The sequence below is a fragment of the Photorhabdus akhurstii genome (assembly GCF_019090985.1).
Classification (GTDB): Bacteria; Pseudomonadota; Gammaproteobacteria; order Enterobacterales; family Enterobacteriaceae; genus Photorhabdus; species Photorhabdus akhurstii.
Window position 1 is genome coordinate 5,547,122 of record NZ_CP020335.1, and the last position, 14,693, is coordinate 5,561,814.

General features: G+C 44.5%; 12 protein-coding genes. 8 read left to right on the plus strand and 4 right to left on the minus strand.

Annotated features, from left to right (window positions below; all coding sequences use genetic code 11):
• Positions 1-558 precede the first annotated feature (558 nt).
• From metF to metB, 3 genes are all read right to left on the minus strand, one after another.
• A complete protein-coding gene (gene metF, locus B0X70_RS23945; protein ID WP_036780106.1) occupies positions 559-1,443 on the minus strand; it encodes a methylenetetrahydrofolate reductase in 885 nt (294 codons plus the stop codon).
• 341 nt (positions 1,444-1,784) lie between these two features.
• Positions 1,785-4,220 carry a bifunctional aspartate kinase/homoserine dehydrogenase II gene (locus B0X70_RS23950; RefSeq protein WP_217470527.1) on the minus strand — a complete coding sequence of 812 codons (2,436 nt, stop codon included), beginning with the start codon at positions 4,218-4,220 and terminating at the stop codon, positions 1,785-1,787.
• Between the two features lie 2 nt (positions 4,221-4,222).
• A complete protein-coding gene (gene metB, locus B0X70_RS23955; RefSeq protein ID WP_105395911.1) occupies positions 4,223-5,383 on the minus strand; it encodes a cystathionine gamma-synthase in 1,161 nt (386 codons plus the stop codon).
• Positions 5,384-5,681: 298 nt separating this feature from the next.
• On the opposite strand from metB, the gene metJ reads away from it, so the two are divergent.
• Positions 5,682-5,999: a met regulon transcriptional regulator MetJ gene (metJ, locus tag B0X70_RS23960; RefSeq protein WP_036780112.1), complete on the plus strand. Its 318-nt coding sequence runs from the start codon at positions 5,682-5,684 to the stop codon at positions 5,997-5,999.
• 128 nt (positions 6,000-6,127) lie between these two features.
• Here metJ and rpmE read toward each other — a convergent pair whose 3' ends face one another.
• Positions 6,128-6,343 (minus strand): 50S ribosomal protein L31, encoded by a 216-nt coding sequence (gene rpmE, locus B0X70_RS23965; protein WP_036780114.1) that lies wholly within the window; start codon positions 6,341-6,343, stop codon positions 6,128-6,130.
• 210 nt (positions 6,344-6,553) lie between these two features.
• On the opposite strand from rpmE, the gene priA reads away from it, so the two are divergent.
• The 7 genes from priA (at position 6,554) to rraA (ending at position 14,672) form a co-directional block, all read left to right on the plus strand.
• A complete protein-coding gene (gene priA, locus B0X70_RS23970; protein WP_217470528.1) occupies positions 6,554-8,752 on the plus strand; it encodes a primosomal protein N' in 2,199 nt (732 codons plus the stop codon).
• Positions 8,753-9,079: 327 nt separating this feature from the next.
• Positions 9,080-10,108 (plus strand): DNA-binding transcriptional regulator CytR, encoded by a 1,029-nt coding sequence (cytR, locus tag B0X70_RS23975; RefSeq protein WP_217470529.1) that lies wholly within the window; start codon positions 9,080-9,082, stop codon positions 10,106-10,108.
• Positions 10,109-10,177: 69 nt separating this feature from the next.
• Positions 10,178-11,005, plus strand: a complete 828-nt coding sequence (ftsN, locus tag B0X70_RS23980; protein WP_036814541.1) for a cell division protein FtsN — start codon at positions 10,178-10,180, stop codon at positions 11,003-11,005.
• Positions 11,006-11,129: 124 nt separating this feature from the next.
• Positions 11,130-11,660 (plus strand): ATP-dependent protease subunit HslV, encoded by a 531-nt coding sequence (hslV, locus tag B0X70_RS23985; protein ID WP_036780122.1) that lies wholly within the window; start codon positions 11,130-11,132, stop codon positions 11,658-11,660.
• An 11-nt stretch (positions 11,661-11,671) separates the two neighbouring features.
• The gene (hslU, locus tag B0X70_RS23990) at positions 11,672-13,003 is read left to right on the plus strand and encodes an ATP-dependent protease ATPase subunit HslU (RefSeq protein WP_036780124.1); all 1,332 of its coding nucleotides are present in this window, start codon (positions 11,672-11,674) and stop codon (positions 13,001-13,003) included.
• Positions 13,004-13,098: 95 nt separating this feature from the next.
• Complete coding sequence (locus tag B0X70_RS23995) at positions 13,099-14,016, plus strand: 1,4-dihydroxy-2-naphthoate polyprenyltransferase (protein WP_036814570.1); 918 nt, start codon at positions 13,099-13,101, stop codon at positions 14,014-14,016.
• Between the two features lie 146 nt (positions 14,017-14,162).
• Positions 14,163-14,672, plus strand: coding sequence for a ribonuclease E activity regulator RraA (gene rraA / locus B0X70_RS24000; protein WP_036780127.1), 510 nt, complete (start codon positions 14,163-14,165; stop codon positions 14,670-14,672).
• Positions 14,673-14,693 lie beyond the last annotated feature (21 nt).

Genomic DNA, 14,693 nt, shown 5'->3' on the forward strand with positions numbered 1-14,693 from the left:
CAAAAACACGGACGAATATTATTGAAATAATATCGCCTGAAAACACCCATAGGGCTGATTCATCCTCTAATTTGGTTGGTATGAAATAGTGAATACGAAAAAATGCCACATAATGATATCAGGCATGGGAAATATATTTATCAGCCCAGAAGGGAAAGCCACAAACATATTTTTTTACGTTGGAGTGTTAAAAATGATATGGTAATCATTGATATTTACCAAGATGCAGGATTTTATACGAGCTGATAAGTTTGACGACTACAATTAGTTAATTTTATTTCCAATAAAGAGACTGAAAAAGTGATAATCATGTGAAATATATTATAAAGACGTTATAACCAGCGTCGTCATTTACTATAGTTTATTTTTAATGAGTTAATTAATAACAAAATTTTATTAATTACCATCCTAATTCTTCCATTTATTCAACTTTATAAAATATCAAAAATAAATTAACCTCAATTATCCAGATGGAAAATAAAAATTTATACTTTGTAAGAATGCAATAGATAAAAAAACACGCTCTTACCAAGGAATTTCCTTAGTAAGAGCCAATGATTAAGGACGAACACCCAAAGTATGACAAATTGCATAACTCAGTTCCGCGCGGTTCAAGGTATAAAAATGAAAATCCTTCACACCTTCGCGGCTTAAAATCTTCACCATATCCATTGCAATAGAAGCACCAACTAAATTAGCGCTTTCAGGATCATCATCCAACCCATCAAACATTCTGGTCATCCAGCTAGGAATACGCACATTGGTCATTACAGCAAAACGTTTAAGCTGACGGAAATTGGATACCGGCAAAATTCCCGGTACGATTTCTACATCAATCCCCGCAGCCACACAGCGGTCACGAAAACGCAGGTAACTTTCCACATCAAAGAAGAATTGGGTAATAGCCCGGTTCGCACCCGCATCAATTTTTCGTTTCAGGCTAATCAGATCAGCCTGAGAACTTTTTGCTTCTGGATGAACTTCAGGGTAAGCAGCAACGGAAATATCAAAATCAGCTTCTTTCTTAAGTAATTCAACCAGATCAGACCCATACATTTTGGGTTTTTCACCGTTTTCCGGTAAATCACCCCGTAAAGCCACAATATGGCGAATACCATTCTTCCAATAATCACGGGCAATTTCGCATAACTCATCACGGCTAGCATCAATACAGGTAAGGTGCGGAGCTGCTTCAAGGCCAGTTTTCTCTTTTATTCCCTTGATTATGCTATGGGTACGATCACGCTCGCCAGAGTTAGCACCATAAGTTACGGAAACAAATTTAGGCTTGAGGGTGCTCAGGCGATTAATGGATTTCCACAGGGTTTTTTCCATCTCGGTTGTACGCGGTGGAAAGAATTCAAATGAAACACGGATCTGTCCTTCCAGTTCAGCCAGATTCTGATTCAGCGCCTCTCGCTGATTTGCGTGAAAAAAACTCATACCCTGCACCTCGTTAACAAGCGGAATAATTTCCCATCTCAATAATTTGCCAGTTATTCTTGTTTACACTTCTAAACACCTATACGTTTAGACGTCTAAATAAGATGAAGGATCGGCATTTTTTAGTCAACAACAAAGTTGAGTTAAATCGGTGAGGAATATTCACCCTGAATCGGAAAAAAATTCATCAAGCAATCTTTAACTTTGTTTATATCGGCTTACAGATCGATGCCTAAAGCAGCAATGAGGAAAGATGCCCTGTTCAGGACATCCACCCTCTCACTACCTCAAGTATCAAGCGAAGGAAATCACATTTGATCAATCAAGGAAGGTTATAAAACTTAAAGCCGTTGTGACAAACGGTTAAGATCCGACTGAATCGCTCCGGCGGTCACATCACGACCCGCCCCCGGCCCACGTATCACTAACGGATTATCGCGGTACCAACGGCTCTCAATCGCAAACACGTTGTCACACGGTAGCAAGGAAGCCAATGGGTGATCAGGACGCACCGCCTCAACACCCACTTTTGCCTTACCATTCGCATTAAAACGAGCAACATAGCGCAGCACCATGCCCATTTCCTGCGCTGCGGCTAATCGTTGCACCATTTGTTCATTGATCGCACCGCTATTATCAAAGAACTGTTCAATAGAACCTGATGCTGCTTCTTTCGGAACTAGTGACTCAACACGCACCTGCTCTGGCTCAATCTCATACCCTGCTTCACGGGCAAGGATAATCAATTTGCGCATCACATCCTGACCAGACAGATCAATACGCGGATCAGGTTCTGTCAATCCCTGTTGCCACGCCTGTTCGACTAAATCACTGAATGGTACTGAACCATCAAATTGCAGAAATAGCCAAGATAATGTACCGGAGAAAATGCCGCTAATGGACAAAATGGTATCGCCACTCTCCCGTAAATCTCTCACTGTATGGTTGATCGGTAAGCCCGCGCCAACTGTCGCATTGTAAAACCAATGACGACCCGTTTTGGCAAATGCGTCGCGAATAAGGCGATAGTCGCTACTACTGGAAGCACCTGCAATTTTATTGGCGCTGATAACATGGAAACCATAGCTGGCGAAATCTCTGTAACATCGAGCTAGTTCTTCACTAGCGGTCACATCCAAGATCACCAGATCGTCATAAGGGTGCGCTCGCATCCACAGAAATAATGCATCAACATCATATTCTGTCGCTTCATCGTCAAAAAAAGCTAATGCTCGGCTAGCATCAATTCCTTGATAGTCCAGTAAGCTCCGGCGACTATCCACCACACCGGCTAGAATAAATTCAAAATCACTGCGAGCCGAAATATTTTTCTGCTCACGAGCGAATAACTCCAACCAACGGGAGCCAATATTACCCTTACCAAACAAAATCAGACCAATCCGCTTTTCAGCACGGAACAAACTCTGATGCAGCCCCTGAATCACATGTTCAATCTGATTGGTCCGCAGCACCGCGACAAGGCTAATGCCATCCTCCGCGTGCCAGATAAATTCTACCGGCTGATCTTTAAGTTGCTGATAAAAACGGTGGCAATGTAATGGATTCTTGCATACACCGGCCCCAACCAGCGCCACCAACGCCAGACCTTCTCTTAGGGAAAGTCTCCCCGGAAGCGCAGCATCTTCCAGCACACCCAGCGCACTATTCACCACTTCCGAAGTGTAACAAAGCTGAATCAAATTACAGTCTGGATGGATACCTGTTGCCAATGGACGAATTTGTTCCCGTTTTAACAACAGATCAATGTCTTTGTATATCTGTTTAAAATCATGATGAGCAGCCACGTGCAACTCAATTAGGCAAACATCATCATGGCTAGTAACAATTTTTGCGCCAGTTCCAGAAGCTAAAACTCTTTCAATACGCGTTGAGCCTTGTTCCGGCTGGTAGCTGCAACGTAATAGCAAATCAATATCACTGATGGAAACAGGCTGTAAGGTACGGGTATGCAGCACAGGCGCGGCAAGACGGGCAAGCTCGCTGGCTTCATCCAAACGCAATAGCGGCAACAAACAGGCATCTTTAACTTTTCTCGGATCAGCACTGTACACACCAGCAACATCACTCCAGATTGTTACCCGTCTCGCCCCTGCCAAAGCCCCGACTTGAGTTGCAGAATAGTCACTGCCATTCCGCCCCAATAAAACCGTTTCTCCATCATGATTACTGGAGATAAAACCGGTCACGACCAGTCGCTTATTTAGATTTTGAGTTAACAACTGATTTAACAACGGCTGGGAAAGGGTAACGTCGATTTGTGGTTGAGCCGCTCGCTCTGCGCGTAAAAACTGGCGAGCATCCACCCAAGCGCTAGGAATACCCTGGTCTTCAAGCACGGCTGACATCAAACGTGCGGACCAGATCTCTCCGTGTCCCACCACTTCTGCATAAGTCACATCACTAACTGGTTTATCCAGTAATGCGCTTAACTTTTCAAGATCGGCAATAAAACGCTTCACCAACTCTTCAGCAACAGTTTCAGGTAATAAACCTCTAATCAGATCCTGCTGATAACGGCGCAGAACCTGCTGTACCTGGTGGGCAGAAATACGGTCGTTCTGGCTAAGTTTAAGCCAATTAATTAACTGATTAGTCGTGCTGCCTGCTGCGGATACCACCATTAAATCACCGGGTTGGCTGTAATTAGCCATAATCTTGGCTACCCGTTGATAACATTTCACATCCGCGAGACTGCTTCCACCAAACTTATGTAATTGGCGGCCATTTTCCGCCGTTGCAACTGCCAGTGCACTCATGGTCACTCCTTTACTACTGCCTGAAATGCATTTTCTAAATCAGCGATTAAATCCTGACTATCTTCAATACCCACAGAAACACGCAATAGTGAATCCGTAATCCCCGCTTCCACCCTCGCCTGTGCTGACATTCCAGCGTGAGTCATGGTAGCCGTATGGGAAATTAAGGTTTCCACCCCGCCCAATGATTCCGCCAAAGTAAATAACTTTAACTCAGACAGGAAACGGCGTATCGCCTGTTCATTACCGTCTAACTCAAAGCTTATCATTGCGCCAAAACCAAATTGCTGTTTACAAGCAATTTCATGCCCTGGATGATCCTTCAAAGCTGGATAAAAAAGTTTTTTCACTAACGGTTGATGTTGAAGATAATCGACAATCTCCAATGCATTCTTTTGCTGTAACAAGACCCGTGGCGATAAAGTCCGCATGCCACGCAATAACAAGTAACTATCAAACGCGGCGCCGGTTACACCAATATTATTCGCCCACCAAGCAAGTTCCGTTGCAACCTCTTCATCCTTTGCAATAATGGCTCCAGCAATCACATCAGAATGTCCGTTAAGATATTTAGTACAGGAATGCACAACCAGATCTGCCCCCAACTCCAGAGGTTTCTGTAATACCGGGCTCAGGAACGTGTTATCAACAACAACTGTCGCACCTACCTCATGGGAAAGCTGGCATATATGGGCAATATCGACAATACGTAATAAAGGATTACTGGGCGTTTCAATCAAGACCAACTTTGGTTTTTTGGACAATACTAGTTTTAATGCCTGTTCATCACTCTGATCGACAAAAGCCACATCATAAGCACCGCGTTGACTCAGGCTATCAAACAAGCGGTAGCTACCGCCATAACAGTCATGAGGAGCAACCAACAGATCGCCGGGCTTAAGGAAAACCGTACATAACAGGTGAATGGCTGACATTCCGCTGCTGGTCATGATAGCACCCGCTCCCCCTTCCAACTCAGCTAACGCCCGTTGCACCATATCACGGCCTGGATTACTCCTGCGGGAATAATCATGCGTCCTTGGCTGATTAAAATCTGTAAAATTATATGTACTGGAAAGATAAATAGGTGGAACAACACAGCCATACTGTTCATCATTATTCAGCCCATTGCGAACTGCTATTGTTGCCGGTTTGCGTGTCATATCAGCTACCACTGTCTGTCATAAATTGAATCAGGGAAGAATATCCGCTAGCACAATAGACGTCAATACATCTAGACATCTAAACCTCTTTACGGTTAGATTAAACGATAGGAAAATTGTTCATCATAACTAATACTGCTTTATTTATTCTTTATTTATTAATAGCCATTAGTTTATCGCATATACTATAACTGTATAATTGATAAGGAAATCACGATAAAATGACAATATGTTACAACGAAAGCTGGTGTTGTTATCTGGCTTAATTTTATGATTTTACGACTATTTAAGGTACCCCATGGCTGAGTGGAACGGTGAATATGTCAGCCCTTATGCTGAACATGGCAAAAAAAGCGAACAGGTGAAGAAAATCACAGTTTCAATTCCTTTGAAAGTGTTGAGGATCCTCACTGACGAACGCACCCGTCGCCAGGTAAATAACCTGCGTCACGCGACCAACAGTGAATTGCTGTGTGAAGCATTCCTGCACGCATTTACTGGGCAACCACTGCCCGATGATGCTGATTTACGCAAAGAGCGTAATGATGAAATCCCAGAGGCTGCCAAAAAGATCATGCGGGAATTAGGTATTGATCCCGATACCTGGGAATATTGATAGTAGCGCAAAAAACTCCTGTAGAAATTCAGGGATTTTTTATATGGCTAAAATACAAAACGCCCGATGCAAAACACCGGGCGTTAGTACCAGTTGGCCTGGCATTACAGACAGGCGCAATTCTGCAATTACTTGCTGACACCTGGAACGTTGAAACGTTTCTTGAAGCGATCAACACGACCACCTGTAGCAACATCACGTTGTTTACCCGTATAGAATGGGTGGCATTGGCCGCATACGTCCAAGTTCAGAGCGTGACCAACGGTAGATCTGATTTGCATTACATTACCGCAAGAGCAGGTTGCAGTAACTTCTTCATATTTAGGATGAATACCTTTTTTCATGGGATAACCTCTGTTAAGGCCGTGTCGCTATCCAGCCCTGTTGCCGCCAGACACCACACGTCGTGTTGATAAAATGAGTTTGGTATCTTCCATACCAAAGGCGGCGGATCATACAGAAGATCTGCCTATCTCGCAATGAAATCCGTTTATTGTCTATGATATCCTATAGCCAATTTTTCGCTTTATTTATTGATCGTTCGGAATAACTTTATGGTTGTCGTTCAGGTTGCTCTGCCTGTCCCTCTTACCCGCACTTTTGACTATCTGTTGCCCACAGAAGGTCAATTACCCGTTGCAGGAATGCGAGTAACAGTCCCTTTTGGCAAACGTAAAGCGATTGGTATCGTTACCAGGATAGCTGACAACAGTGATATTCCAGCAGAACAACTGAAAACCATAGAATCTATTCTTGATACTCGCTCCTTATTTTCAGAAAATCTTTGGCAACTATTACTCTGGGCATCCAGCTATTACCATTACCCCATCGGTGAAGTCCTGTTCCATGCATTGCCGGTACTACTTCGTCAGGGAAAACCCGCGGAACCAGCCCCATTATGGCAATGGCAAATTACTCCAGCCGGTGCTGAATTACCGCTGGCTCAACTGAAACGCTCACCAAAACAGCAGCAGGTACTGGCAACCCTACGCCGTAAGGCAATATATCGCCACCAGATTACAGAACTGGAACTGAGTGAAAGCGCTTTTCAGGCGCTCAAAAAGAAGTCACTTATCGATTTATACCCTGTGCAACCTAGATATGAGAACTGGCGAAATCACTTCCAAATCACCGGCGAACGCCTGAAATTAAATACCGAACAAGCCACAGCAGTCGGAGCTATCCGCGCAGAAGACCAGCAATTTTCTCCCTGGTTACTGGCAGGCATCACCGGATCAGGTAAAACAGAAGTTTATCTCAGTGTGCTGGAGAATATTTTGGCACAAGGTAAACAAGCGCTGATACTTGTACCAGAAATTGGCCTGACACCACAAACCATCCGTCGTTTCCGCGAACGTTTCAACGCACCGGTTGATGTTCTTCACTCAGCCCTGAATGACAGTGAACGCCTTGCTGTATGGCTACGGGCGCAACAGGGTGAGAACGCAATTGTCATCGGTACACGATCAGCCCTATTTACCCCTTTCTCCGGTCTTGGCATCATCATTATCGATGAAGAGCATGACAGTTCTTATAAGCAACAGGAGGGCTGGCGTTATCATGCCCGTGATCTAGCGGTATTTAGAGCAAAAAAAGAGAATATCCCGGTGATCATGGGTTCTGCGACTCCAGCACTGGAAACACTTTACAATGTGCAACAAGGCAAATACCGCCCGCTGACATTATCCAAACGAGCAGGACATGCTCAACCAGCGACTCAACATCTATTGGACTTAAAAGGTTTACCACTCAAAGTCGGGTTATCTCAACCACTAATAAAGCGTATTGAAGAACATCTACAAGCCAACAATCAGGTCATACTTTTCCTTAACCGCCGCGGTTACTCACCTACCTTACTCTGCCACGAATGCGGCTGGATTGCAGAATGCCAACGCTGTGACCATTATTACACGCTGCATCAATACCATCGTCAGTTACGTTGCCATTATTGTGACAGCCAACGCCCCGTTCCCCGCCAGTGCCCGCAATGCGGTTCTACCCATCTTCAACCTGTTGGCCTTGGCACAGAACAGCTTGAAGACGGTATTTCAGCCCTATTTCCTGATGTACCCATTACCCGTATTGACAGAGATACCACCAGCCGCAAAGGAACACTGGAACAACAACTGGCTGACATTCACACTGGAAATGCCCGTATACTGATTGGCACTCAAATGCTGGCAAAAGGACACCATTTTCCTGATGTCACACTGGTCGCTTTACTCGATGTTGATGGTGCTCTGTTTTCAGCAGACTTTCGGGCAGCGGAACGTTTTGCACAACTTTATACACAAGTTTCTGGTCGGGCTGGTCGAGCAGGTAAACGAGGAGAAGTGGTTCTTCAAACTCATCATCCTGACCATCCATTACTGCAAATTTTGCTCAATAAAGGCTACGATGCTTTCGCTATTCAAGCTATGGATGAGCGCAAAAGTGTGTTTTTGCCGCCATTTACCAGCCATATTATCTTGCGGTCAGAAGATCACGATAATCAGCAAGCACCTGCTTTTTTACAGCAATTGCGCCTACTTTTCGAACATCATCCTTTGCGGGATGATAACTTATGGATCATGGGTCCGGTTCCTGCATTACAGTCAAAAAGAAGCGGTCGTTATCGTTGGCAACTATTAATTCAACATCCATCCAGAATTTTTTTACAAAAAATCATGGCGATGGTTTATTCACAAATAACAACTTTGCCGCAAATTCGAAAAGTGAAATGGAATATCGATGTTGATCCAACAGACAGTTAGCGATTAATTGCCTCTATTTTAAAACACATAACCTGAGCAGATTAAACATACTCTTATTTACTATTTAAAAAATCGCACCTGACAATCAGTAATCAATGAAAAATTATTCACTAATTTGCGAGCCATATCGAATAAATGATTTATATCACACTTTTTTACAAACTAAGGAATAAATGAATTTGCCAAACTGTTTAGAATGATCCCTTAATAACATTGTCATAACCTTAAAACCGCATGTCATTACTTTTCTTAAAGTCACTGACGGTTTCCCGGCAACCAGAAATTGACAATCATTTAACTAACCCGTCAGGAAATGAGGAGTGAGTTTTGGAGCAGAAAAAGAATGGCACCTCCGCAACAATGAAAGATGTCGCTGAAGTGGCTGGCGTTTCTACCGCAACAGTATCAAGAACACTCATGAATCCAGAAAAGGTTTCTTCCCAGACCCGACAAAAAGTGGAACAAGCTGTACTGGCTGTGGGTTATTGCCCAAATAACTTATCCCGTAATCTTAAACGCGGTGAGTCAAAAACTATTTTAGTGATAGTGCCAAATATCAGCGATCCCTTTTTCACTGATGTGATTTGCGGCATTGAAGAGACAGCGGCAGAACATGGCTATCTGGTTTTAATCGGTGATTGCCAACATCAGCAAAAACAGGAACACACGTTTCTTAACCTGATTGTCACCAAACAAATTGATGGTCTGTTGTTACTGGGTTCTAATGTCCCGTTTGATGCCAGCAAAGAAGAGCAAAAAAACCTACCACCTATGGTAATGGCGAACGAATTTGCACCAGAGCTAGAGCTGCCGACTATTCATATTGATAATCTGACCGCCGCATTCAATGCCACTCATTATCTGCAAACATTGGGACATAAACGCATTGCTTGCCTCTCCGGCCCAGAAAACATACCGATTTGCCGCTATCGCCTTCAAGGATATATCCAAGCACTGCGTCGCTCTGGCGGGACAATTCGTGAAGATTATATTGTCCAAGGTAATTTTACCCATGAAAGCGGCGCAAAATTGACTGAACAACTACTCTCTCTGTTAGATCCCCCTACAGCCATCTTCTGCCACAGCGATGTTATGGCGATTGGCGTGATGTGGCAGGCTAAAAGAATGGGCTTAAAAATACCGGAAGATTTATCCATCATTGGGTTTGATAACTTAAGTCTAGCCATGTACAGCGATCCGCCATTGACAACCGTTGGCCAACCCCGTTACCAAATTGGTCACAAAGCAATGTTACTGTTGCTAGATCAAATTCAGGGCCACACAACATCTGGCAGTTCTCAGTTACTGGAATCAGAATTAATTATTCGGCAAAGCACCTGTTCGCCTAAAAGCTAGGCAAATAACCGCAGGTTAAGTAACATATCGATTATTTTCTTTTATTTAAATTACTCAGCGAATTAGACAGTGGCACAACGAGATTATGTGAGTCGCGGGCGTTCAAACACCCGCCGTAAAAATACCGATAAGAAAAAATACCAAGCCCAAGGGCTGCCAAAAGCAACACTGGCTGTCGCGGTAGCATTAGTCATTATCTTTATTGGTGGCCTTTACTTTATTACCCACAATAAACAGAAAAGCGAATCAGAAGTAGTGCCAAAACATTCTCAGCAAAACAGTGGGTTACCGCCAAAACCGGAAGAACGCTGGCGCTATATCAAAGAATTGGAAAATCGTCCCGTTGGCATTGAGACACCACGTGAGCCTTCATCCGGAGGGCAAATCAATTCACAAACTCAGCTAACCGCCGAGCAACGGCAGTTACTTGAACAAATGCAGGCGGATATGCGCCAACCGGCGACTTCGCTGCCAGAAGTACCATACAATGGTGTTCAAGTGCCGCGTTCACAAGTGATCATCAAGCCATCAACGGAAACACAACAACCGCTGGAAACAAGACCGCAACCACAGCCTCAACAAACGTTACCGCAACAATCAATGCAGACTCAGCCAGTTCAGCCACAAACGCTACCACCGGCTGAGAACAGTAAACCAAAGCCCGTAGAAAAGGCACAGCGTATGATTTTACAATGTGGTTCATTCCGCAATATGGACCAAGCTGAATCAGTACGCGCCAATCTGGCATTTGCGGGCATTGAAAGCCAGATCACAACGGGAGATGGCTGGCATCGTGTTGTTCTTGGTCCCTACAGTAAAAACACCGCAGAAAAAATGCGGGAGCGCCTGAAAGGCGTTGGCGTATCAGGTTGCATTCTCCGTGTTACTGGGGGTTGAAAAATTATAATTCTCCCCCATCTATACTGCTAAACACCGTGCACACGGTATTTTCGATAGCCGTATACACTGTCGAAAGTACCGTGCGTCACATTTATCTATTTTTGTAACCAAGGGCTTACTCGTGACTACAATCGTAAGTGTTCGCCGTAATGGCCAAGTCGTAATCGGTGGTGATGGACAGGCAACGATGGGTAATACCGTCATGAAAGGCAATGTCCGTAAAGTTCGCCGCCTCTATAATGACAAAGTAATCGCGGGTTTTGCCGGCGGTACAGCAGACGCTTTTACTCTGTTTGAACTGTTTGAACGTAAACTTGAAATGCACCAAGGGCATCTAACCAAGGCAGCGGTCGAGCTTGCTAAAGACTGGCGCACTGATCGCATGCTACGCAAACTGGAAGCGCTGCTAGCAGTCGCAGATGAAAATACCTCTCTAATCATTACAGGTAACGGCGATGTCATTCAACCAGAAAATGACCTGATTGCTATTGGTTCCGGTGGTCCGTACGCCCAATCCGCCGCACGAGCAATGTTGGAAAATACCGATCTCAGTGCCAGACAAATCGCAGAGAAAGCGCTAACCATTGCCGGTGATATCTGTATTTACACTAACCATAATCACAACTTCGAAGAACTTCCTTCAAAAGCGTAAGGGTAGATAGTATGTCTGAAATGACTCCACGCGAAATTGTCAGCGAACTTGACAAACACATTATTGGTCAGGACAAAGCGAAACGCGCTGTAGCTATCGCACTCCGTAACCGCTGGCGTCGTATGCAGCTAGATGAAACGCTGCGCTACGAGGTAACGCCTAAAAATATCCTGATGATTGGTCCGACTGGGGTAGGTAAAACCGAAATCGCCCGTCGCCTGGCAAAACTGGCAAATGCGCCGTTTATCAAAGTCGAAGCGACAAAATTCACCGAAGTTGGCTATGTTGGTAAAGAAGTCGACTCTATCATCCGTGATCTGACCGATGCTGCGGTTAAAATGGTTCGCCTGCAATCTATTGAACAAAACCGTTATCGGGCAGAAGAACTGGCAGAAGAGCGTATTCTTGATGTCCTGATTCCACCAGCAAAAAATAATTGGGGACAAACGGAGACGCAAGTCGAACCATCGGCCGCACGCCAAGCATTCCGTAAAAAATTACGCGAAGGTCAACTGGATGATAAAGAAATCGAGATTGATGTTGCTACCACACCGGTAGGCGTCGAGATCATGGCGCCTCCGGGCATGGAAGAGATGACAAACCAGCTGCAATCTATGTTCCAGAACCTTGCTGGTCAGAAACACAAATCTCGTAAGCTAAAAATCAAAGATGCTTTCAAACTACTGGTCGAAGAAGAAGCCTCTAAACTGGTTAACCCGGAAGAATTGAAACAACAGGCCATTGATGCCGTTGAACAACACGGTATTGTCTTCATTGATGAAATCGACAAAATTTGTAAACGTGGTCAAACTTCAGGCCCTGATGTTTCCCGTGAAGGTGTTCAGCGTGACCTGTTACCACTGGTGGAAGGCTGTACGGTATCCACTAAACACGGCATGGTAAAAACAGACCACATCCTGTTTATCGCCTCAGGTGCATTCCAGGTTGCCAGCCCTTCCGATCTAATCCCTGAATTACAAGGGCGTTTGCCAATCCGCGTGGAACTACAAGCATTAACCACAGAAGATTTTGAGCGTATTCTGACTGAACCAAGCGCATCTCTGACAGAGCAATATAAAGCTCTTATGGCAACAGAAGGAATGGATATCAGTTTCACGACTGATGGCATCAGCAAAATCGCTGAATCAGCATGGCAAGTAAATGAATCAACCGAAAATATCGGTGCTCGTCGCCTGCATACTGTGCTTGAACGGCTGATGGAAGATATCTCCTTCGAAGCCAGCGAACGCCAAGGCCAGTCAGTTAACATTGATGCCGACTATGTTAAACAGCATCTAGATGAACTGGTTGCAGATGAAGATCTGAGCCGCTTTATCTTATAATCGGTGTATACGATTCCTGATCCACTGTAATTAATGATGGGAGGCTTGCCTCCCATTTGTTTTTTATAAATTTACAGGAGTAAGTGAACGCAGAAATGAACTCATCAACCTCCATTAGTCAAACTCAAGCATGGCTGGAAAGTTTGCGTCCTAAAACGCTGCCACTCGCCCTTGCAGCCATTATTACTGGTTCAGCCCTCGCTGCCTGGACAGGGCATTTCAAGCTACCGGTTGCTTTACTGGCGCTATTAACAGCAGCCATACTGCAAATTCTGTCCAATCTCGCCAATGATTACGGTGATGTTATCAAAGGTAGTGATACTGAAAAGCGTATCGGGCCACTACGTGGTATGCAAAAAGGCATTATTACCGCCTCACAGATGAAAAAAGCGCTGAAGATTATTGTCCTGCTAGCTTGCCTGTCTGGTGGCGCCTTGATTGCCGTTGCCTGTGAAGAACCCGGCGATATATTCGGTTTTCTGGTACTTGGCCTGCTAGCAATTATTGCCGCAATTACCTATACCGTTGGCGCAAAGCCTTATGGCTATATGGGGCTTGGCGATATTTCAGTCCTGATTTTCTTTGGCTGGTTAAGTGTTGCCGGTACTTATTATCTTCAAGCAGGTTTTTTTGACTCGGTTGTCATACTCCCGGCTACAGCCAGTGGTCTCCTCTCTACTGCTGTTTTAAATATCAATAATTTGCGTGATATCGAAGATGACAAACGGCATGGCAAAAACACCCTAGCTGTCCGCCTCGGCCCTACAAAAGCCCGTTATTATCACGGCTGTTTAATAATCACAGCAATACTTTGCCTGGCATTATTCACCGTACAAAACTCGTCTGGCTGGTCAGGCTGGCTGTTCCTGCTCGCTTTGCCTTGGTTGTTCAAACATATGTGGTATGTACTTAATGAACCCACACCAGAGGGAATGCGTCCAATGTTGGGACAGATGGTTAAAGCGGCATTACTGACTAATATTTTATTTTCAGTTGGTCTTATTTTTAACTAGACAGTATTTGTGCTGCTTTTCCGGGGAGGTTGAACTTAATCATTCTATACCTGTTAACAATATCAATTTAATAATTGATGATTTTGCTAACATCCACCTGAAAGGGATATACTTACCGTTCCATACCTTAACCAGACGTAAATCCTATGAAATATGATACTTCCGAGCTTTGTGACATCTATCAAGAAGAAGTAAATGTGGTAGAACCTATGTTCTCCAATTTTGGCGGGCGTACTTCATTTGGTGGTCAAATCATCACGGTTAAATGCTTTGAAGACAACGGGTTACTTTACGACCTGCTTGAAGAGAACGGTCATGGACGCATTTTACTGGTAGATGGTGGGGGTTCTGTACGCCAAGCATTAATTGACGCTGAGCTGGCACAACTCGCTGTGCAAAATGGATGGGAAGGCATTGTTGTTTACGGTGCTGTACGTCAGGTTGACCAGCTAGCAGAGTTCGACCTCGGTATTCAAGCTATAGCCGCTATTCCTGCTGGCTGTCGTGATGAAGGAACCGGCGCAAGCGATATCCGGGTGAATTTCGGTGGTGTCACCTTCTTCTCTGGCGATTATTTGTATGCCGACAACACCGGTATCATTTTGTCTGAAGAGCCACTGGGACTTGATGAGAGTGAAGAAGATGAGATCATCTGATGGCAACGTATAATAGAATTA

Coding starts and splice junctions, on each gene's coding strand:
- metJ (WP_036780112.1), top strand. CDS start 5,682: ATGGCTGAGTGGAACGGTGAATATGTCAGCCCTTATGCTGAACATGGC.
- rpmE (WP_036780114.1), bottom strand. CDS start 6,343: ATGAAAAAAGGTATTCATCCTAAATATGAAGAAGTTACTGCAACCTGC.
- metF (WP_036780106.1), bottom strand. CDS start 1,443: ATGAGTTTTTTTCACGCAAATCAGCGAGAGGCGCTGAATCAGAATCTG.
- hslU (WP_036780124.1), top strand. CDS start 11,672: ATGTCTGAAATGACTCCACGCGAAATTGTCAGCGAACTTGACAAACAC.
- rraA (WP_036780127.1), top strand. CDS start 14,163: ATGAAATATGATACTTCCGAGCTTTGTGACATCTATCAAGAAGAAGTA.
- metB (WP_105395911.1), bottom strand. CDS start 5,383: ATGACACGCAAACCGGCAACAATAGCAGTTCGCAATGGGCTGAATAAT.
- B0X70_RS23995 (WP_036814570.1), top strand. CDS start 13,099: ATGAACTCATCAACCTCCATTAGTCAAACTCAAGCATGGCTGGAAAGT.
- priA (WP_217470528.1), top strand. CDS start 6,554: ATGGTTGTCGTTCAGGTTGCTCTGCCTGTCCCTCTTACCCGCACTTTT.
- B0X70_RS23950 (WP_217470527.1), bottom strand. CDS start 4,220: ATGAGTGCACTGGCAGTTGCAACGGCGGAAAATGGCCGCCAATTACAT.